At 42.6% G+C, this 19261-nt stretch carries 16 protein-coding genes and 1 pseudogene; 9 read left to right on the top strand and 8 right to left on the bottom strand.

Features of this window, described 5'->3' with window-relative positions:
• Window positions 1–65: 65 nt before the first annotated feature.
• The gene (locus ACTCNA_RS07555) at window positions 66–290 is read left to right on the top strand and encodes a hypothetical protein (protein WP_462947296.1); all 225 of its coding nucleotides are present in this window, start codon (window positions 66–68) and stop codon (window positions 288–290) included.
• 226 nt (window positions 291–516) lie between these two features.
• Here the strand turns inward: ACTCNA_RS07555 and ACTCNA_RS07550 are convergent, their stop codons facing one another.
• Together ACTCNA_RS07550 and ACTCNA_RS07545 are read right to left on the bottom strand one after the other, a co-directional pair.
• Window positions 517–918: a hypothetical protein gene (locus tag ACTCNA_RS07550; RefSeq protein ID WP_462947295.1), complete on the bottom strand. Its 402-nt coding sequence runs from the start codon at window positions 916–918 to the stop codon at window positions 517–519.
• 150 nt (window positions 919–1068) lie between these two features.
• Window positions 1069–1884 (bottom strand): transposase, encoded by an 816-nt coding sequence (locus ACTCNA_RS07545; RefSeq protein ID WP_462947294.1) that lies wholly within the window; start codon window positions 1882–1884, stop codon window positions 1069–1071.
• Between the two features lie 469 nt (window positions 1885–2353).
• On the opposite strand from ACTCNA_RS07545, the gene ACTCNA_RS07540 reads away from it, so the two are divergent.
• The 4 genes from ACTCNA_RS07540 to ACTCNA_RS07525 all read left to right on the top strand — a co-directional run bounded on the left by ACTCNA_RS07540 (window position 2354) and on the right by ACTCNA_RS07525 (window position 6777).
• On the top strand, window positions 2354–4576 hold the full coding sequence (locus ACTCNA_RS07540; RefSeq protein ID WP_462947293.1) for an APC family permease: 2223 nt from the start codon (window positions 2354–2356) through the stop codon (window positions 4574–4576).
• Window positions 4576–5640 carry a magnesium/cobalt transporter CorA gene (gene corA / locus ACTCNA_RS07535; protein ID WP_462947292.1) on the top strand — a complete coding sequence of 355 codons (1065 nt, stop codon included), beginning with the start codon at window positions 4576–4578 and terminating at the stop codon, window positions 5638–5640. Before ACTCNA_RS07540 ends, corA begins: the two co-directional genes overlap by 1 nt.
• An 18-nt stretch (window positions 5641–5658) precedes the next feature.
• Window positions 5659–5790 (top strand): hypothetical protein, encoded by a 132-nt coding sequence (locus ACTCNA_RS07530; RefSeq protein ID WP_462947291.1) that lies wholly within the window; start codon window positions 5659–5661, stop codon window positions 5788–5790.
• 75 nt (window positions 5791–5865) lie between these two features.
• Window positions 5866–6777 (top strand): mechanosensitive ion channel family protein, encoded by a 912-nt coding sequence (locus ACTCNA_RS07525; protein ID WP_462947290.1) that lies wholly within the window; start codon window positions 5866–5868, stop codon window positions 6775–6777.
• A 202-nt stretch (window positions 6778–6979) separates the two neighbouring features.
• Here the strand turns inward: ACTCNA_RS07525 and ACTCNA_RS07520 are convergent, their stop codons facing one another.
• From ACTCNA_RS07520 to ACTCNA_RS07505, 4 genes are read right to left on the bottom strand one after another with little or no spacing between them, the layout of a single operon-like run.
• Window positions 6980–7984: an ABC transporter ATP-binding protein gene (locus ACTCNA_RS07520; protein WP_462947289.1), complete on the bottom strand. Its 1005-nt coding sequence runs from the start codon at window positions 7982–7984 to the stop codon at window positions 6980–6982.
• Complete coding sequence (locus ACTCNA_RS07515) at window positions 7981–9033, bottom strand: iron chelate uptake ABC transporter family permease subunit (protein ID WP_462947288.1); 1053 nt, start codon at window positions 9031–9033, stop codon at window positions 7981–7983. Before ACTCNA_RS07515 ends, ACTCNA_RS07520 begins: the two co-directional genes overlap by 4 nt.
• Entirely contained in the window at window positions 9030–10154 is a 1125-nt protein-coding gene (locus ACTCNA_RS07510) for an ABC transporter substrate-binding protein (protein ID WP_462947287.1), read from the bottom strand. Before ACTCNA_RS07510 ends, ACTCNA_RS07515 begins: the two co-directional genes overlap by 4 nt.
• A 10-nt stretch (window positions 10155–10164) precedes the next feature.
• Entirely contained in the window at window positions 10165–12372 is a 2208-nt protein-coding gene (locus tag ACTCNA_RS07505) for a T9SS type A sorting domain-containing protein (protein WP_462947286.1), read from the bottom strand.
• Between the two features lie 59 nt (window positions 12373–12431).
• On the opposite strand from ACTCNA_RS07505, the pseudogene ACTCNA_RS07500 reads away from it, so the two are divergent.
• Together ACTCNA_RS07500 and ACTCNA_RS07495 are read left to right on the top strand one after the other, a co-directional pair.
• Window positions 12432–12770, top strand: a pseudogene (locus tag ACTCNA_RS07500) (heme-binding domain-containing protein); the annotation flags it as partial.
• Between the two features lie 3 nt (window positions 12771–12773).
• Window positions 12774–13187, top strand: coding sequence for a threonyl-tRNA synthetase editing domain-containing protein (locus ACTCNA_RS07495; protein WP_462947285.1), 414 nt, complete (start codon window positions 12774–12776; stop codon window positions 13185–13187).
• 115 nt (window positions 13188–13302) lie between these two features.
• Here ACTCNA_RS07495 and ACTCNA_RS07490 read toward each other — a convergent pair whose 3' ends face one another.
• Window positions 13303–14508 (bottom strand): NAD(P)-dependent oxidoreductase, encoded by a 1206-nt coding sequence (locus ACTCNA_RS07490; protein ID WP_462947284.1) that lies wholly within the window; start codon window positions 14506–14508, stop codon window positions 13303–13305.
• A gap of 162 nt (window positions 14509–14670) precedes the next feature.
• Between ACTCNA_RS07490 and ACTCNA_RS07485 the strand changes: the two genes are divergently transcribed.
• Complete coding sequence (locus ACTCNA_RS07485) at window positions 14671–17037, top strand: tetratricopeptide repeat protein (RefSeq protein WP_462947283.1); 2367 nt, start codon at window positions 14671–14673, stop codon at window positions 17035–17037.
• Between the two features lie 62 nt (window positions 17038–17099).
• Entirely contained in the window at window positions 17100–17867 is a 768-nt protein-coding gene (gene yaaA, locus ACTCNA_RS07480) for a peroxide stress protein YaaA (RefSeq protein WP_462947282.1), read from the top strand.
• 30 nt (window positions 17868–17897) lie between these two features.
• On the opposite strand, the gene ACTCNA_RS07475 is transcribed toward yaaA, so the two are convergent.
• Complete coding sequence (locus ACTCNA_RS07475) at window positions 17898–19091, bottom strand: ATP-binding protein (RefSeq protein WP_462947281.1); 1194 nt, start codon at window positions 19089–19091, stop codon at window positions 17898–17900.
• Window positions 19092–19261: the final 170 nt, after the last annotated feature.

Raw genomic sequence — 19261 nt, 5'->3', positions numbered from 1 at the left:
GGAGCAACTGTTTTTCTTGTTAAGTTTAAGGAAAAAGTACGATGAGGTTATTTGAAGATTTTAAGATGAAATTTGAAAATCCCGACTGGTCAAGAAGCCCGGAACTGGGACTGATTGATAGCATACTTGAGCAACACCCGCACCTGATTGGGCTTTTGTCCGAAGATTTTACCGTTGGCAAGAAGCCAGGCGTGTTTGGGCGGAAAGATACCCCAAGTATGGAGCAGATAGTCAGGGCATCAATCTACAAGGAGCTAAAAGGCAGGGGAAAAAGACCTGTTTCAAAATAAACAACACCAAAGGGGACAATCGCAAAGACCTGTTCAGCAATCAGTTGACATTATTTATAAAAACAATCAAAGGAAAAACAAACGGAAAAACTGCCGACTTTATAGACAGACTCTACTTAGTTTTGATTTTACTTCATCCACCCTGTATTGGTTAACAAAATCGAAGAAGTTAAGTCCAAATTTTTCATTAATTACCCTCGAAAGCAGGTGTGAAGGGATTTGAAGTTTAGTTGCCAGCTGTGGCAATGTTTAAGTCAGCATCGAGATATGGTTTTTCTGTGTTCATAAAATGCCTTATTTTGCTCACATGTTCTTCTGCATCAGTCTCTTTCAAAACTACACTCGCATACTTCGTCTTCGGTTCCGTTACATATTCGATGCTGTTATCATGATATTGAATAAAAATTTCCTTTTGCTTTAGGCCGAAATACCCAATTAAGATGATAAAAACGGACAAAGAAAGAGATAAGCCGTGCCCGTTTTTTATTGTTTTCAATGTTGGTGGCAAACTCGCTGCGCCTGACTTGTTTTCCGTTTGCGGCAGACTTTGTACACAAAGGCCGTACCTCGCAGGTTTTGCATAAGGGTGTTGTATAGTTTCTGAAACGGTATGATACCTCGCCTGCATTGTTTTTTGCCTGGTGCCAATAGCCGGTTGTCTTCAGGGTGTGCCCTTGCAGACAGGTATAAGTATCGCTTTCCGGGTCGTAATCAAAATGTTCTACATCGTACTTTATGTCAGGGGCATGAGAAGCCCCTGAAAATGGAGGAATCGCTACTATTGCAGGAATGTGAAGTGCATCGGCAATGGCCAGCTCACTGCCGGTATGATATTTGTCGTAAAGTGCAGTGAAGTGGTTGTGCCGCAAAATTGATTTTGCCCTTTGCACAACATATTTCCCATGGCCTTTTTGTCGTTGGCATTGGTGATTTTATAATCAATCGGGATGTTATTTTTTTCATCAACGGTAGTTTGTGCTGAGTAGGATACTTCGGTAATATTATTACGGGTAATCTGGTGCCCGCTATCCGGGTCGGAAGTGGAGATTTGTGCCTGCCCGCTTTCCTTTAATTGTCCTTCTAAATCTTTGTAGTTGCTTTTGCGTTGTTCCTGTTTTTCAATTTCTTTTTCGATTTTCTTTTTTTCATCGCCGTCGCTTTCAGCCAGGGCTTTGTTGTATCCTGCCAGTTTGTTTTCGATGTATTCCAGGTGGCGGTCGATTTTCTTCTGGTTGAAGTTGTTCTTTTTGCTGTTTTGTGCACGGAGTTTGGTGCTGTCGCCTGCCAGGAGTGTCCCTCCAATCAGGTTAAAGTATTGAGAAATTTTTACGGTTTCGCGGAATACTTTTTTAATGGCCTTGGGGTTATCGCGCCTGAAATTGGAAATGGTATTGTGGTCGGGCTTCAGGCATTTTAGCAGCCACCTGGTTTCAATGTTTCGTTTGCACTTTTTTTCGAGTTGCCGCGACGAGCGAACGCGGTTAAGGTAACCGTAAATGTAAAGTTTCAGCAAATCGGCGGGATGGTATGCCGGTCTGCCGTTTTCAGCAAACTCCACTTTAAAACCGAATTCCTGTAATTTGAGGCTGTCCACAAAAACATCGATAAGCCTGACTTCATTTTCCGGATCAACCGCATCATCCAGCGAAACCGGGAAAGTTTTTGCACAGGTAAAAATAATTTACATTGACCCTCTCCCTATCAAAATTGCAGATAAAAAGACACAACAGCCTTTTATAAATCTTGTGGCAACAATTATTGAAAAATCGTCTGAATTATCAATCTTAAATTCAAGACTACCAAATCTTATAATCAGAAATACTACTATATCAAACCAAAGACGGGCAAACCAAAATTGATGTGCGTTTGGAAGAAGAAACGTTTTGGCTTTCGCAGGTTTCGCTCGCGCCGATTTGTAATGGGTGTGCTTCCCCGGGTTTTATTGAAAACCATGCCGGGGTAAACAATAAATTGGTAACGATTTTTGTTTGCTGAGCCTGATTTTTTCAAATTGATTATTTACCTTTCCGCTCAGATGACAATCAACTATTTCAAAAAATAAAATGGACACATCTAATCCTAAAAAATTTGGGACAGCCCCGGTTTTTTTTACAGCGATTTCGACCATCCTGGGGGCAATATTATTTTTGCGTTTTGGTTATGCTGTTGGAACACTGGGTTTTTGGGGAGTAATCCTGTTGATTTTGCTCGGGCATGTGGTTACCATTCCCACGGCACTGGCTATTTCCGAAATTGCCACCAATAAGCGTGTTGAAGGTGGGGGAGAGTATTTTATTATTTCACGTTCGTTTGGGCTCAACATCGGTGCAACCATTGGCATTGCGCTCTTCCTGTCGCAGGCAATAAGTGTGGCATTTTATGTGATTGCTTTTACCGAATCGTTCGAATTCCTTTTCAATTATATTTCTGAAAGTTATGGTTATACGCTGCCCAGGCAGGCCGTTAGTTTACCGGTTATGGCAGGGCTGGCTGTGCTGATTATTAAAAAAGGCGCTAACCTGGGGGTGAAAACGCTTTACGTTGTGGTTGGTATTTTATTTTTTTCGCTGGTAATGTTTTTTCTCGGCAACACCGGTCATGCTGATGCCTCCACATTTAACCTGGCAAAAGCTGAACTGCGCAACCCGCAGGATTTTTTCGTGGTGTTTGCCATTATTTTTCCGGCTTTTACCGGGATGACGGCCGGCGTGGGGCTCTCGGGCGATCTGAAAAAACCGTCGAAAGCCATCCCGCTGGGAACTACACTGGCCACATTTTCGGGAATGATTGTTTACTTCTTTGTGGTGTATAAGCTCGCGAAATCGGCTCCTGTTGAAGACCTTTTGGAGCATCAGCTGATTATGGCCCGTATTGCCGTTGCCGGGGTTATTGTAATTCCGCTGGGGCTCGCAGCCTCAACAATATCATCGGCCCTGGGATCGGTGATGGTGGCACCGCGTACGTTACAGGCGCTGGCACTCGACAAATCGTTTCCCTCGTCGCGTTTAAACAGCTGGCTGGGGAAAGCAACCGCAAAAGATAACGAACCGGTAAACGCCTCGCTGGTCACTTCTGTTATCGCTTTTGTATTTGTGGCTGTGGGCGATGTAAACGCAGTGGCTTCCATCATTTCCATGTTTTTTATGGTAACCTATGGCTCGCTGTGTCTCATTTCATTTCTGAATCATTTTGGGTCTTCACCTTCTTATCGTCCTTCTTTCCGATCGCGCTGGTACATTTCGTTGGCCGGTTTTGTGGCAGCGGTGTGGATAATGTTTAAAATAAGCACGATGTATGCACTGTTGGCATTTCTGTTTATTTCGCTCATCTATTTGTATGTGGATCATTACCACAAGAGCCGGAAAGGATTTTCATCCATTTTTGCCAATGCACTTTTTCAACTTAATCGCAACCTGCAGGTATTGCTGCAAAAAAAACAGAGCAAAACAGAGCATAAGGAGTGGCGCCCCAGTGCTATTTGCATTTCAAAAAGCACGTTTAAACGCGACAAAGCATTCAGGCTGCTTAACTGGATTTCTTACAAATACGGATTCGGAACCTACCTTCACCATATTGTGGGTTACTATTCCAAATCCACAGTAAAGCAGGCACACGAGGAACACAAGAAACTAATTGACCATGTTACCAGTATCGAAAATCATGTTTACATCGATACACTGATTTCACCGTCAAATACTTCGGCCATCGCGCAAGCTATCCAGATTCCCGGAATTGCCGGGATGGAGAATAACATGATAATTTTTGAATACGATAAAGAGAACCCAAAAGATTTACCTGAGATTATCGATAATTTTTCGCTGGTGAACTCCGGCGATTTCGATATTGTAATTTTAGGCAGCAGCCCGCGCGAAATTCAGTATAAAAACGGCATTCATGTGTGGATCAATTCGTTCGATTCCGAAAATGCCAATCTGATGGTTTTACTGAGTTTTATTATTTTGGGGCATCCTGACTGGGGAAAAGGACAGATTAAGATTTTTAATATTTGCCGGCAAGAGGATATTGAAAAAACACATGCAGCCATGAAAGAACTGGTTACTTCGGGCCGGCTGCCCATAACGGCCAAAAATATTAAATTAATTGTTCAGGACCCAAATGTGTCAACAAAAGCCATCATCAATAAAAACTCGGTAAACGCCGGGCTTACGCTCATCGGATTACGCGAGGAATTACTGAAAAAAGAAAAAGAAAAGCTTTTTGATGGTTATGGTGATGTGGGCACTGTATTGTTTGTACATTCGAAAGACCAAAAACCAATTGAATAATGGCACGTTTTTTAAAAAGCAGGAAAAAATCACACGGAACGCCACCCGGTTCGCTAATTTTTATTGGTAACAAAAAAATGGAGGAGCCTGAAATTTATTTCATGCTCTACAATAAAGATTCAGTTGCCGAGCAAAAGGCTGAAAGCCTGGCTGAAATTCCGGAGGTTGTTCCAAATGGTTCGGTTTTGTGGTTGAATATCTACGGGTTGCAGGATACAGAGTTGATAGCCCGGGTAGCCGAACGTTTCAACATTCCGCAACTGGAGCAGGAAGATATTTTGAATACCGACCAGCGCCCCAAAATCACCGGAAATGATAGCAACCTCACTGTTTTCCTGAAAGTTCTTGAGTACAAGCCGGAAATTGAAAAAGTTACCGGCGACCATATTTCAATTGTTACAGGGAAAAATTATGTTATTACTTTTCAGGAAAAAATTGCCCATAACTTCGAGCCGGTGCGCGAAAGGATTAGAAATGGTAAAGGGCGCATCAGAAAAATGGGAGCCGATTACCTGGCCTACACGTTAATGGACACTTTAGTGGATATGTACATCCATACCATTGAAAACGTGGGGACTGCAATTGAAGATATGGAAGAGGAAATTTTAACGCAGACCCAAAAATCGACCCTTGAAAAAACTTACCGGCTAAAAACAAATGTGGGGTTTATCCGAAAAAATATCTGGCCCGTTAAAGAAATAATGTTCTACCTGAACAAAACCGATACGGCACTGGTTGACAAAAAAACACTGGCTTTTTATAAAGATTTGAACGACCTGACATTGCAGGCACTCGAAGCCGTTGACATCTATTTTAACATGACCAATGATTATTTGAATATTTACCATGCCAATGTTGGAAACCGTACCAACGAGGTAATGAAGGTTTTAACGATTTTTGCTTCTATCTTCATCCCGCTCACATTTATTGCCGGGGTTTACGGAACCAATTTCAACTATATACCCGAGCTGGAGTACAGGTACAGTTATTTTATAATGATTGGCGGGATGGTAATTCTTGCAGCTGTTATGTTGTATTATTTTAAACGAAAAGATTGGTTGTAATTAAAAATTAATCCGCTGATGCGCGAAATGAAAGAGATGCTTTACCAGTATGACCGCGATTATGATTTTGACAGCTCGAAATTTGAAACGGTATTTCATATTGAACCTACACCCGTTGAAAGGGTGATGAAACAGGTTGTGGAAGGGTAATAATTTATCATTAACGCAAATCCGTTAGTACATTTTTTAGGAGAATTTTGTATCTTCCCTGAAATAATAAAACCGATGAGCAATATTCAAAACTATTTGGTTGAAACCACCGGCCTTACTGCTGAAACCCTCAATAAAATATTCCTTTCGCTGGCCATAATTCTGGTTTTGTGGGTGCTTAAAAAAATTATTTTACGAATTGTTTGGCGACAAATCAAAAATGTAAAATTACGCTACCAGTGGAAACGATCGCTTTCATTTGTAATTCCCCTTATTGGATTTGTACTGGTTAGCAGCGTTTGGTTGCAGGCGTTCAGGCAGTTTGGTGCATTTCTTGGCCTGTTTTCTGCCGGACTGGCAATTGCCATGAAAGATCCGCTGACTAACCTTGCCGGCTGGTTTTTCATTGTTTTTCGCAATCCCTTTGTGGTGGGTGATAGGGTACAAATTGGTAAACATGCAGGAGATGTTATTGATATCCGCATGTTTCAGTTTACCATTCTTGAAATCGGGAACTGGGTGGAAGCCGACCAAAGTACAGGGCGCATTGTTCATCTGCCCAACAGTCTTGTGTTTTTGAAACCACAAGCCAATTACAGCACTGGTTTTGAATACATCTGGAATGAAATTAAAGTAAACGTAACTTTTGAAAGCAACTGGGAAAAAGCTAAAAAACTGTTGCAGGATATTATTAACCGGCATGCTGAACATATTGGCAAAGAAGCTGAAAGGGAGATTTTTAAAGCCAGCCGGAACTATATGATTTATTACCGGCATATAACACCAATTGTTTACACCCGCGTAATAGATTTCGGGGTGCAACTTACTATCCGTTACCTCTGCAACCCACGAAGAAGAAGAGGTTCTGAAGATGAAGTTTGGGAAGATGTCCTGCGTCAGTTTGACCGGCACAGTGATATCGAACTGGCATACCCAACTACCCGGTTTTATACATTGGGAGAAAGTCAGAAAGGGACACCACCATAAGGTTTGATAATATTATTGAAACAGGGGCTTAAATAACAATTATTATTTTCTATTAAACCCAGCGGGTTTACATGTTTATAGAAATAAAAGCAGTAGCGGAAGAAATGCGACCCCGGCTGGGGTCGAACTTTGCGCTTTGTCAATGTATTTCTATAAACATTTGATGCCTCCGGCATCTAACTATATTTGTAAATGGTTTAATTCAACAATGTTTTTCCAAAAAAGTGAGCAACTGGTAAACAGAACCAAATGTTTTTTGATTGCTTTTTGAGTTTAATTCCCAGGAATTTTCGTTGGCCACCACACGGTAATCGTGTTCGGCCTGCATCACAATCTGGTAGCCTTTGCGGTTCAGGGCGCGGAGTGTCCAGGTGAGCGGCAACCCTTCTCCCTCCACTTTCACTTTGGCTTTAAATTCTTTTTTGAAGAAAAATTCACCTTCATTGGCATCGAACCCAACATGGTCGTTTTTAAACAATTGGTTTAGCCATCCCTGCAGCACTGCATCCTCGGGGGCACCCTGGTAATTTCCGCTATCGGTGGCAATCCAGAGTTTGTCCACTTCGCGCAGGGCAATGTTTAAATCGTGGGTGGAAAGAATAATGGTTTTTTTCTTTTCGTTGGCCAGCACCTGCAACAGGTGAAAAATTTCGTATTTGTTGCTCACGTCGAGGTAGGCGGTCGGTTCATCCAGAATGATAACCGGTGTGTCCTGCGCCAATGCCCGCGCAATCATTGCCCGCTGGCGTTCGCCGTCGCTGATTTGCATTACCGGGCGGTTCTCGAAACCCCGCAGGCCTACATTTTTTATGGCTTCATCCACCACCGATTTGTCTTGTTCCGAGAGCATTCCAATCCAGTTGGTGTAAGGAAACCGGCCGTAAGCCACCAGGTCGAACACCGAAAGGTTGGGCACCCGCACATTTTCGGTGGAAACAAAGCTCATGATACGCGCCACTTCTTTTGAACTTATGTTCTTTAAGTTCCGTCCGCTGATTTGAATATTTCCCGAAAACCAGGGTTGAAAACCGGCAAGTGTGCGCAATAATGTACTTTTTCCAATTCCGTTACTGCCGATTAACGCCACCATTTCGCCCGGTGTGGCCGAGAAATTTATCGCTTTCAATATTTCAAGCGGATTGCCCCCCGGTTGCTCATAACCAACCGAAAGCTGCTGCAATTCAATATTGAAATTATTCTCACTCATGACACCGAAACAAATTTTTTGTTCTTAACAATCATCCAGATGATTACGGGAATTCCGATAAGGGCGGTTACTGAATTAATGGGCAATGTGGTTTGCATTCCGGGGAGTTGCGAAACAATATCGCTGAAAAGCATAACAATGCTTCCGGTTAAAATTACGGCCGGAACCAAAATCAGGTGGTTGGCCGTTTTAAAAATTACCCGGCAGATGTGCGGCACGGCAATCCCGATAAATCCGATGGGCCCGCAGAAAGCTGTAATGGTGCCGGCCAGTAAGCTTGTGCTAAGGAATATAATAATCCGGCTGCTTTTAATGGAAACCCCCAGTGAGCGGGCGTAATTTTCACCCAGCAGGAAAGCATTCAAATCTTTTATTTTCAGAAATGCCAAAAGAATACCGGCCAGAATTGCCGGTGCCAAAACAGATAATTGCGCTTTGGTAACATTCCCTAAACTACCCATGGTCCACACAATAAATGCTTTCAGCATCGATTCGTTGCTGAAATACTGCAAAATGCTCACAATGGCGGAAACGGCACTGGTAAAAAGAATGCCGAGAATGAGAATGGTCATGATGTCGTTTACTTTCATGGAAACGAAAAGCACCAGCAGCATAACCAGAAACGAACCCGCCCAGGCCACCAATGCCAGTGGCCAGGCTCCTGTTGTTGTGAAAACTCCTGCCGCCAGGACCGAAGAAAAACCCAGCACGAACAGAGCCACACCCAGGCTGGCCCCGGCACTGATCCCCAATACATAAGGACCGGCCAGCGGATTGCGAAAAACAGTTTGCATTTGCAGTCCGCTCAATGACAGGGCAGCACCGGTCATGATTGCAGTTAATGCTTTCGGGAGCCGAAAGCTGAGTATAATTGTCCGGTAGGTTTCGTTGGTTTCCGAGGTGGAGAATAGGGAATGAAAAACTTCTTTTACAGGAATAATAATGGAACCGAGCAGAATATCGGCAACAAAAAGCAGCACGAATAAAATGCCCAGCAATGAGAAAATCAATGGCACTGGTAATTTTTTATGTGGAACAGATTCCTTCATTTAATTTCAGAATAGTAAATCAATTCTTCCTGTATTAATTTTGGGTGGAAAATATGGATTAAATCCCGTAAAACGAGGTGCGGGTTTACCGTTCCGCTTTCCCAAAATTCATTTCCACCGTGCGGATGAAGTTTTTTTATGTTGTTGAAAAGTCGCCCTTCGTTAAAAACGTTGAAATTCTCGAACCGCTCATCTGTGTCCCTGATCTCTTTTTTGGATGAAAGGTTGCCCATGTTAATCCACACATCGGCCTGGCTGCCCCAAACAAGTGCATTTTCAAACGAAATGGCAAAGCTTTCATTGCTTTGGTTGTCTTTCCCAAGGTAATCGCCACCGGCATCAGCAATCAGGTTGGCCATGTATGAATTGCCTCCCGGAACCCACCAGGTGACGTTGTATGGTGCCCCCACCAAAACTTTGGGCTGATTGGTTTCGCCGGCGGCCAGTTGTTTTAACGCCAGGTATTCTTTTTCAACCTGCGAGAAAAAGGTATTGGCTTTTTTTTCTTTTTCAAACAACGCACCGATAAATTTAATCCATTCAGCCTTGCCGAGCGGATTTTCTTCGAGGTATTCCGCAATTAAAATTACCGGAATGCCCATTTCTTCCAGTTTTTGTGTGTAGCTGGTAACTTCGCTGCCCACACCGTAAACCATTACCAAATCAGGTTGCTGACTAACAATTTGTTCGTAATTCAGGTTTTGACCGTAGCCCACATCGGGTACTTCGCCTGATTCAATTCGTTTGCGCAGTTTTGGGTTTGAAACATATTGACTACCCGAAATTCCAACTATGGAATTAATTTCGTCCAGCTCATTTAAAAATGCAATGTGTGTGGTAGAGAGGCAAATCACGCGTTTTACAGGTGTTTTAATAATTTTTTTGTCTGAAAGCGAGTCGGGGAGGAGCGATCCTTTCGGATGCAAATAATAATCTACCGAAATATTTTCTGCTTTTTCCCAGGGATTGAAAACCGAAAGTTTGGTAATATTTTCATTTTTAGTAACCCTGAATCCGTGGGCGTATTTGTTGGATTTAATTCGGTCAGTATTTTGGTTTTGCCGGCCTGAACATCCGGTTAATGCAGATAATAAGATAAAAATGAAAACTAAACGTTGCATAATTCAATTTTTACCACGGAACCCAGGTTACTTTTTTCGATACGGTTCCTTCGGCTGTTTTAAAGCGCACAAAGTAAACACCCGGTTGGTTACCCGACAAATCAATTTCAATTTTTTTGTCGGAAACAGTGTTAAATTCTGCATTAATTTCCTGCCCGATGAGGTTATAAATTTTAATGTTTTCCCGGTGAATATCCTGGCCCGCTTCAAACGTGAATTTTGAATGCGCCGGATTGGGGTAAATAAGCGCTTCCATTGGTTTTGTAACCAGGGGAGTGTCATTCACCATCGCATCAACATTGCAGGCAACCAGTTCAAACACGTTGGCCATTGAATAGTTTTCAGTATTAGCCTCCTGGAAAACATTCCACCAGTTATCTCTTTTGAAATAAAAATTATTTTCCATGTCTGGTGCTCTAAGCGACTGGTAAACAACAAAAGTATCCAGTGGCTGAAGGTTGCTCAGCTCAAACCCTATAAAGAATGTATCTGCCGGTTCCACTTTTTCATCAAACCCGATATAGTTCATGGCATCGGGTACCAGCGATTTAATATTTACCGGCTGCGAATAAATCAGCGTTTCGGGTAAATCGCTGCCGTTGTAAACTTTTAGTGTTATTTCACGATCAGAAAACGGCTCCTGGTTGGAGATGTAAATTTTTCCAACTCCAAGCGAAATTCCGGAAAGCTGCTCATTTCCATAAATTGAAAAACGCTCGGTGAATTCTGTTATCCCAGCGCTGTTGGTTCCGCCCCAGTACCCCAAAAATTCGTTTCCATCTCGCAAGGGAATATTTTCGTGGCTGTCGTCTGCTGTGAGGTTGGTAAATGCGAGGCAATAATTTTCGTCTGCGTAAAAGCGTTTCCCTTCAACGCTTTTGATGCCGCTGTTGAAAGGATCGAGCCAGTATTTAAGCTGTTTGGAGGAGTCGGGCCTGAATTCCCAGGCAACATTAAAACGTGAAAAATAATCGCGGACAGGATCTTCGCATGTGGCGAGGCCACCGGTAAGTGTCCCGATTAATTTTTGTCCGGGATTAAAAAGCGGTCCACCCGATGAGCCTGCTTCCGTAACGCCGGCTTCCCAGCGGTTAATTTTCAGAAAACCAGTTTTTGTGTAATCTGCAGATGGGTAGTCGGAAATAACAGGAGGATCGTTATCGTAAGCTATTTTTTTGATGTCGCCCTGCGGATGATGGATGCTTGTTGAGGAGTCGGGCACTGGTGCAAATACATCCCATCCGGCATAAAACGGACGGTAATCGGGTGGCGGTTCCAGCGTGAGTTCAACCAGGGCAAAATCGAGGCTGTCGGAAATGGCCAGTAATTTCGCACCCGAAACAGAATTGCCGGGATCGCCGTCGAGCGGTGCGCAGTAAGGGCTTTCGTAGTTAAATGTAAAAACCGATGTTTCAGCAAATTCAGCCTTCTCAATACAATGAGCTGCTGTAATTACGTATGGTTTTTGGTTTTCTTCTGTATTGTTGATTAAAGTGCCTGTGCATATTTCGCTAAATTTCTTGGTGCCCTCCTGTTTGGCGGTAATAATGCGGCAAACTGCATCTTTTGTCTCATGCCAGGTGCCGTCGGTTTCACAATTTACATCTATATTGCAATCGCCGGCAGTTATCCCCATTGGTCTGCGGTCGCTATATTTTAATATTCCAACAAAATCGTGGTTTACCTGCGTAATGGTGAAATCGTCAATCCCACTTTGCCCCGCCGGAATTTCGTACTGAACAATTAGTTCGTCGCCGGCAACAGGCGCAACGGCAAACTTGCCTGAAGGTTTGTTGTTGGCCGAGGTGAAGGCACCTGTGTAGAAACTTTCTTTTTCATTAAACAAAAAAAGACGTGCACCCGGAGGCAGATGAAATTTATCGAAAATGAGGCTTAACGAAAAAGCATTTTCCGAGCGGATTTTTAGTTGCCAGATATCTTTCCCGCGAACATTAGTGGTCCATTTTCCGTCGCTGGCAGGAGAAATGGAAACATCGAAACCATGGGCGAACCTGAAAGGTTTCAGCAGCGTTTCTTTTTCACCGCGTGCATTTAATTGCTGAAGTTTATTGAGATTGAAGGGCGGCATAACTTTTTCAGGAATTCCTGTGCTTTTAAGTGGCGGCAGTTCAATTGGGCGCCCACCCTGCGATACCTGGGCGTGGGAAAAAAAAAACGTGAAAAACACGAATAAAGCCGTGAAAAAAAGTTTACGCATGTAATAAATTTTTTTGCCAAAGTTAATATTTAAACCATGAGAACTGTAAATCTGTTTCTGAAAATATGCAAACACTGTTAACTAACGCCTGCCTCGATTGCCATTCCAATCAAACCAATTATCTTTGGTATCATTATGTTTCGCCGGTTTCGTGGGTAATCAATAATCATATTGTTGAAGGGAAAGAACACTTAAACCTCTCGGAATGGGGACAAATGGATGGTTTTGATAAGATTGGCACGTTGGGAGAAATGATTGAAGAGGTTGAAAAAGGCGAAATGCCGCTAAAGGAGTATGTCCTTTTGCACCCGAAAGCAAAACTGGATGAAGCTGAAGTGGAGGTTTTACGAAACTGGACTGAAAAATTGAGTGAAGAACTTATAGCAAACGCTGAATAAAGTATGAAGGTATTGGTAATGTATGTTGATGAGTTTGGTTATACACCGGCTCGGAAAAATCTGGAAGAAGCGGAAGAAATAACAGAAGGAGCAGTTTTTAACGATTCAATTGCAGCATTTATACAGGTTGAGGCCGGAGATGAGGAGTATGATGTGAAAAGCCGCGAGAAGAAACTGGTGAACCACCTTAAATGGACAGCCCGGAAAAACGATTGCAAAAAAATAATCCTGCATTCATTTGCCCATTTGGCGGACTCCAAAGCTTCGGTAGAATTTACAAAGCAACTTTTTGATCGGGCTGAAAAACGGCTGCAAAATGGTGGGTACGAAACGGCACAGACACCCTTTGGCTATTTCCTCGATTTGAACATCAAAGCACCCGGTCATTCGCTGGCACGTATCTGGGCAACGCTTTAAGTCCATTATTTTGAGAAACGTTTTCTTGTCTCAGTCAACTGTTCCGGTTGGCCAGCATCCATCCATAATCCTGATTTGTCGGGAAAGCTTTAGGGAATGATTCCTGTTTTTGAGTTCACTTTACAAAATCCTTCAAATACGAAAATCGCTCTGTCAGTTTTCCATTTTTGGTAATTGAAGCTCTTTCAATAATTCCATCGTTATCTTTTCCAAAAAGACTGGGGAATACTTTATCAATCAGGTTACGGCCAAAATCCTGCGATGCATCTTTGGGCAACTCATTGGGCAGGTTATCCACTGCCTGAACGGTAATGTTTTTTTCAGAAGAAAACGGAGGCTCCGGTTTTTCTGTATCGGGGTTGTAATCGTAAAACGGCTCGGCAATGGTTGCAGCTCGTTTGGTTGAAGGAATGGAACCCTCGATGTCGCAAGTGATATCTGAAATTACACGGATTTGGAAATCATGGCTTCGCATATCTTCAGCTGTAAAAAGCACCGGCGATTTTGGATCCCAGTAAGCGGCAGCAATCAGAATATCGGTTGTTTTGGTGTAAGGCAGAAAAGCGTTTTCGTACATTCCCGGGTGCTTGAAAAAATGATTCAGATTGAACTCAGGGCCATCTTTTCGCCTGACGTAATCTCCCGGACTGAGTTGGGTGAAAACCGGTTCCTCCGGATTATTAGCATTCAAGAATTTTTCCGGAGAAAGTTGTGTGATTTTGAGGTGATTCAATATTTCAAGGCTTCCACCGGCCACCCGCCCGTCGCCGGTAACGGTAATTTTTACCGGTGGCAGGTTTATCTGGTTGAGCTGATATCGCATTTCTTCCAATCCATCGCACTTGTGGGCGGGTTTTAAATCGAAAATCCGATGACACAGCCCATACGCCCGCAATCCGTTGTATGCACCTACCAACCCGGCAAACCGTCCGAATCCGATAATGCGAAAACCGTTTTTGTCGGTTAAAACTTCGTAATCAATTAACTGAATATTTTTTTCAAGGATGGTTTGGAGCAATTTTCGGTTGTACTCCTGTTTTTTAATGGTATGCGAGAAGAAAAAATAGATTTTACCCGGAATCATATCATTGACAGGAACTTCTTTCACACCAAGCAACACATCGCAGTCTGTCAAACCATCCTGCACCGGAATTCCTGCTTTTTTATAATCTTCATCGCTGAAACACCGCATATTACTCGATTGTACCACCACTTCCACATTTCGAAATTTTTCCTGCGCTTCCTTACACTGCTTCGGCGTTAATGGCACCCTGTTATCGGGCGGGATTTTTCCTTCGCGAATGATTCCCAGTCTTGTCATTTATCTTTTTAATGTTAAAGATAATTTTTATGATGCAGTAAGCAAAAAGAACCGTTCTCTTTCATCAGAACGGTTCTATCCGGGGTAAGGATTCTTTTCTTTATAAATTAAATTCATTCTTTCTAAAAATATTCGAATATTTGTAGTATAAAAATCCGGGATATGACGGGAAGAAATCTACTTACTCTGCTGGCAATTATTTCACTCTTTGCCACTTCATGTGTTCAGAAAGATAAAAATCAGGTTACTGAAGATGGCTATTCAGGTTCTGAAAGTTGCATTCAGTGTCATGAGCGTTTTTATGAACTGTGGGCACCGTCGTGGCACGGGAAAGCCATGCAGCCGGTAAATGCCGGTTTTGTTGAGGAATACCAGCTTCCGGAAAGTGAAAAAATAAACCTCGAAGGTAAAACTTATCAGATGATTTACGAAGATTCATCGCTGGTGATGCTCGAACAGAGGGACAACGAGTTGCTGAAAAAATTTATCGTGGAATATTCGCTCGGTGGGAAAAATGTATTTACATTTCTGACACCGCTGGAAAAAGGGAAACTGCAAACTATTCCGCTGGCCTACGATGTGAACCGACAAAAATGGTTTAACTATCCTGAATCGGCTGTGCGCCACTTTGGCGACACCGGCGAACAAGATGAAGCGCTGCCCTGGCGCGACCGTATGTATGCGTTTAACACTGCATGTTATAATTGCCATGTGAGCCAGGTATCTTCCAACTACAATTTGGAAACCGATAGTTACCACACTACCTGGAAAGAATCGGGCATTAATTGTGAAACCTGCCACGGACCAAGTGCCGAACACGTTCGCGTGTGCCTGGAGGCTGAGGAAAAAGGAGAAGAACCGGAAGATTTAAAAATTATAGTAACCAGTACTTTCTCACCCGAAGAACACAACTCGTCGTGCGCAGTGTGCCATGCCAAAGGAAGTGCGATTACCAAAAATTATGTGCCGCCTGAGCCGTATTATGATCATTTCAACCTGGCAACGCTCGAAGATCCCGATTTTTATCCTGACGGCCGCGATTTGGGTGAAAACTATACAATGACCGGCTGGGAAATGAATCCTTGTACTGCAGAAAGTGATTTGCATTGCGTTACCTGTCACACTTCCAGCGGACGGAACCGTTTTGCAGAGAATCCCAACGGGGCCTGCACATCGTGTCACCAGGGAAAAACCGGAGGCGGGCTGGTTGCACACACTATGCACAAAGCCGACAGCGAAGGTTCACTTTGTGTAAATTGTCATGTGCCTACCCGCGAGTTTGTGGGGCATTTTCTTCGCAGCGATCACTCGTTCAGGCCACCGATGCCGGAAGCTACAATCAAATTTGGTTCGCCGAATGCCTGCAACCAGTGCCACGATGATAAATCACCCAAATGGGCCAATGAAATTGTAAAAGCGCGGCCGAACGGTGATTACCAGGAAGAAACACTTTACTGGGCACAGTTAATAAAAGAAGCCCGGGATGAGGATTGGAGCCGTTTGGACGAAATGCTGGAATTTATCCGCGAGAATAAATACAATGAAGTGGTTGTGACCTCATTTATCCGGTTGCTTGCCAACTCTCCCGGTGAGAAAAAATGGGACACAATTATTGAAGCACTCAAAGAGAATGAATCTCCATTGGTGCGGTCGGCAGCCGCTTCTGCGCTTACCGGTAATTTTTCGGAAGAAGCCGTGAATGCACTAATCACAGCAGCCTCCGATGAAATCAGACTGGTGCGTGTTTCGGCTGCGGCTTCGCTGGCGGGAACCAACGAAAACCAATTTTCACCTGAAGAAAAAAAGGTTGTTGCCAACGCAACCGGCGAATACCTCAATTCCATGGTAGCCCGGCCCGACGACTGGAGTTCGCATTACAACCTCGGCATTTATTACCAGAACCAGGGGAATGCGCAAAAAGCGCTCGAATCATACGAGACCGCCGCCCGGATTTACCCGGAAGCACTAATGCCACTCATCAACAGCAGCGTACTTTATTCCTACATGGGCAACCCGGCAAAAGCCGAAGAAAATCTGAAGCAGGCCGTGGAGATGGATCCGAATAATGAAGCAGCGAATCTGAACCTCGGTCTTTTACTTGCTGAACAAGGGAAAATGCAGGAAGCGGAAAAAGCTTTAAAAACGGCCCTGGAAGTCAATCCTAAACAAGCGGTAGCCGCTTACAATCTTAGTGTAATTGTTTCGCAGCGAAGTGTTGACGAGGCCGTTGAGTTTGCAACAATCGCTGCCGAAGCCCGTCCCGATGAGCCAAAATATGCCTACACGCTGGCTTATTACCAGTTGCAGGATAATCAAAAAACGGCGGCAGAAAAAACACTTGAAAATTTACTGGAAGAACATCCGCTCTATTTAAATGCGGTTAGTTTCCTGGCCGATATTTATATGAAAGACGGCAGGACAAATCAAGCCATTCAATTGTATGAAAAAACGCTGAAACAGGAAGGGCTCCCGCAAGCTGAAAAACAGGCCATGCAGCAGGCATTAAATGCTTTGCGAAATTCGGGGTGATTGTAAATTTGCCACCTGAACAATTTTGAAAATTTTTCGTTCCTTCAAAAAAACCGATTGTTATGCTAATAATTATTTCACCCGCAAAATCGCTGGATTTTGAGACAAAACCAAAAACAAAAGAATATACGCTTCCAGAACTTGTGGCTCATTCCGAAAAACTAATTGAAGTGCTGAAACAAATGGACCCGGATCATCTTTCAAAACTGATGGGAATTTCAAAAGATTTGGGCGAGCTAAATTTTCAGCGCTACCAAAACTGGCACCTTCCTTTTACACCTGAAAATGCCAAACAGGCTGTCCTTGCTTTTTCGGGTGAAGTGTTTCGCGGACTGGATGCCAACTCGCTTCCCGTTAGTACATTAAAACGTGCTCAGGAAAAACTTCGGATTTTATCGGGCTTGTACGGTGTTTTAAAACCACTCGATTTAATTCAGCCTTACCGCCTTGAAATGGGCACAAAACTGAAATACGGCAAAGCAAATAATTTATATGAATTCTGGAATCCGCAGCTTTCGGAAAAAGTGAGGGAAGCGGTGGAAGAGTCGGGGAGTGGTGTGCTGATTAACCTGGCCTCGAATGAATATTTCAAAAGCATAGACACCAAAATTCTGCAAAAAGAAATTATCACCCCGGAATTCAGGGACATGAAAAACGGACAGTACAGAATGATAGCTGTTTACGCCAAAAAGGCCCGCGGACTGATGACCCGTTTTATTCTCGAAAATAATATTCAAAAAGAAACCGATCTGCAGGCGTTCGATATGGACGGTTACAACTACAATCCACGCATGTCGAAATCCAACCGGCCGGTTTTTACGCGGGGTTAATAGTTATTCAGCAAAAAAGGATAACAGCATTCAATATAAAAATCCAAAATGCCATAATGGTATTTTATTGTCAACAGTGTATTCAATTTCGTCTGCTGCGATAAATCCATTTCTTGTCCCATGTATTTGTTTTCGGGTCTTGTTTTGGCCTCCAATTTCGAAGAGGTATTTATTATCGATTAAAAAATCGCCTTTCTCAGGGTATAGAACATGATGGTTTGCTTTCAGCTGGTTAAAAAAGAATGTTTCCCTGATATTTCCCGGGTTTGGGGACTCGTTTGAAAATGTATACATCAGGTTTGTATTATTTAAAAAAAGTTTGTCGGGTTTATTTAAATAATTTATTCCAAATGTATCCTTTGTCAGTATATTGACAATTTCTGCTTTTTCAAGGTAATACAAAAATTTTAGCAATGTATCACGACTGGTACCTGTTTGTGTGACCAGTTTTTGTATGTTGGGTTTGTAAGGGACGATACGTGATATAACAGTGAGCATTTTTTTTATTTTAATCACTGAATTGAAATCTATATGAAAGATGGCAGGCAAGTCGTTTTCGAGTACCTGATTGACAATTTGTACGAGACGGGTGGTGTAGGTGCTTTCCGATTCAGCAAAGAAAGGATAAAATCCGTTTTGTAAGTATTCAGCAAAATATTTTAAGGGACGTATTTTAGAAGGAATTTCTTTAATTTCAGGTTGGTTATTAGTTAAAATATCAGTCAATTGAAAGGGATGAAATGATATTTCATATTTCAATTCTAAAAATTCCCTGAATGATAATCCGGGGAGTTTATAAATAACAGCCCTGCGGCTTAAATCATGTGAGCCTTTGTAAATTTCAAGTGCCGAGGAGCTTGTAAAAACTACTTTTAAATCAGGAAGGTTGTCGTAAATATTTTTCAGTTCCTGCGACCAGTTGGGATATTTGTGTACTTCGTCTAAAAAAAGGTAATCACCTCCCTTTTTGTGAAATTCTTCAGCAAAATATACAAGAGGTGTTTCAGAAAAATATATATCATCGAGGCTAACATAAAGCGCATCAGCATTTGCTGGAATCATTGTTTTCATATACTGGAGCAGCAATGTGGTCTTTCCCGTTCCTCTGGCTCCTGATATGCCAATTAGCCGGTCCTTCCAATTAATTTTGTTTATCAGGAATCTGAAAAATTTTATTGGAACCCTCTGAAGCCGGCTTTCGGATATTTGTCGTAATCTCTCCATAATTTTTTCCACAAAGTTATAAGAATTAATAATGTATTTGTGTTTTTATAATAAAAAATCACTAATAGATTAGTGGAAATTAGTTAAATTCTGCTAATATGTTAGTGGAAAAATAAAATTGGAACCTTGTGATTCTGTGGTAAGAAAAGATATGATTTGGATTTTGCTCT

This window comes from Tangfeifania sp., assembly GCF_055108615.1.
The sequence above is the reverse complement of the archived record's forward strand: the minus strand, read 5'-3'. Positions and strand labels throughout refer to the sequence as shown.

Excerpts from the sequence above, each read along its gene's own strand:
- ACTCNA_RS07555 (WP_462947296.1), top strand. The coding sequence starts at position 66 with ATGAAATTTGAAAATCCCGACTGGTCAAGAAGCCCGGAACTGGGACTG.
- ACTCNA_RS07550 (WP_462947295.1), bottom strand. The coding sequence starts at position 918 with ATGCAGGCGAGGTATCATACCGTTTCAGAAACTATACAACACCCTTAT.
- ACTCNA_RS07540 (WP_462947293.1), top strand. The coding sequence starts at position 2,354 with ATGGACACATCTAATCCTAAAAAATTTGGGACAGCCCCGGTTTTTTTT.
- corA (WP_462947292.1), top strand. The coding sequence starts at position 4,576 with ATGGCACGTTTTTTAAAAAGCAGGAAAAAATCACACGGAACGCCACCC.
- ACTCNA_RS07530 (WP_462947291.1), top strand. The coding sequence starts at position 5,659 with ATGCGCGAAATGAAAGAGATGCTTTACCAGTATGACCGCGATTATGAT.
- ACTCNA_RS07525 (WP_462947290.1), top strand. The coding sequence starts at position 5,866 with ATGAGCAATATTCAAAACTATTTGGTTGAAACCACCGGCCTTACTGCT.
- ACTCNA_RS07520 (WP_462947289.1), bottom strand. The coding sequence starts at position 7,984 with ATGAGTGAGAATAATTTCAATATTGAATTGCAGCAGCTTTCGGTTGGT.
- ACTCNA_RS07515 (WP_462947288.1), bottom strand. The coding sequence starts at position 9,033 with ATGAAGGAATCTGTTCCACATAAAAAATTACCAGTGCCATTGATTTTC.
- ACTCNA_RS07510 (WP_462947287.1), bottom strand. The coding sequence starts at position 10,154 with ATGCAACGTTTAGTTTTCATTTTTATCTTATTATCTGCATTAACCGGA.
- ACTCNA_RS07505 (WP_462947286.1), bottom strand. The coding sequence starts at position 12,372 with ATGCGTAAACTTTTTTTCACGGCTTTATTCGTGTTTTTCACGTTTTTT.
- ACTCNA_RS07495 (WP_462947285.1), top strand. The coding sequence starts at position 12,774 with ATGAAGGTATTGGTAATGTATGTTGATGAGTTTGGTTATACACCGGCT.
- ACTCNA_RS07490 (WP_462947284.1), bottom strand. The coding sequence starts at position 14,508 with ATGACAAGACTGGGAATCATTCGCGAAGGAAAAATCCCGCCCGATAAC.
- ACTCNA_RS07485 (WP_462947283.1), top strand. The coding sequence starts at position 14,671 with ATGACGGGAAGAAATCTACTTACTCTGCTGGCAATTATTTCACTCTTT.
- yaaA (WP_462947282.1), top strand. The coding sequence starts at position 17,100 with ATGCTAATAATTATTTCACCCGCAAAATCGCTGGATTTTGAGACAAAA.
- ACTCNA_RS07475 (WP_462947281.1), bottom strand. The coding sequence starts at position 19,091 with ATGGAGAGATTACGACAAATATCCGAAAGCCGGCTTCAGAGGGTTCCA.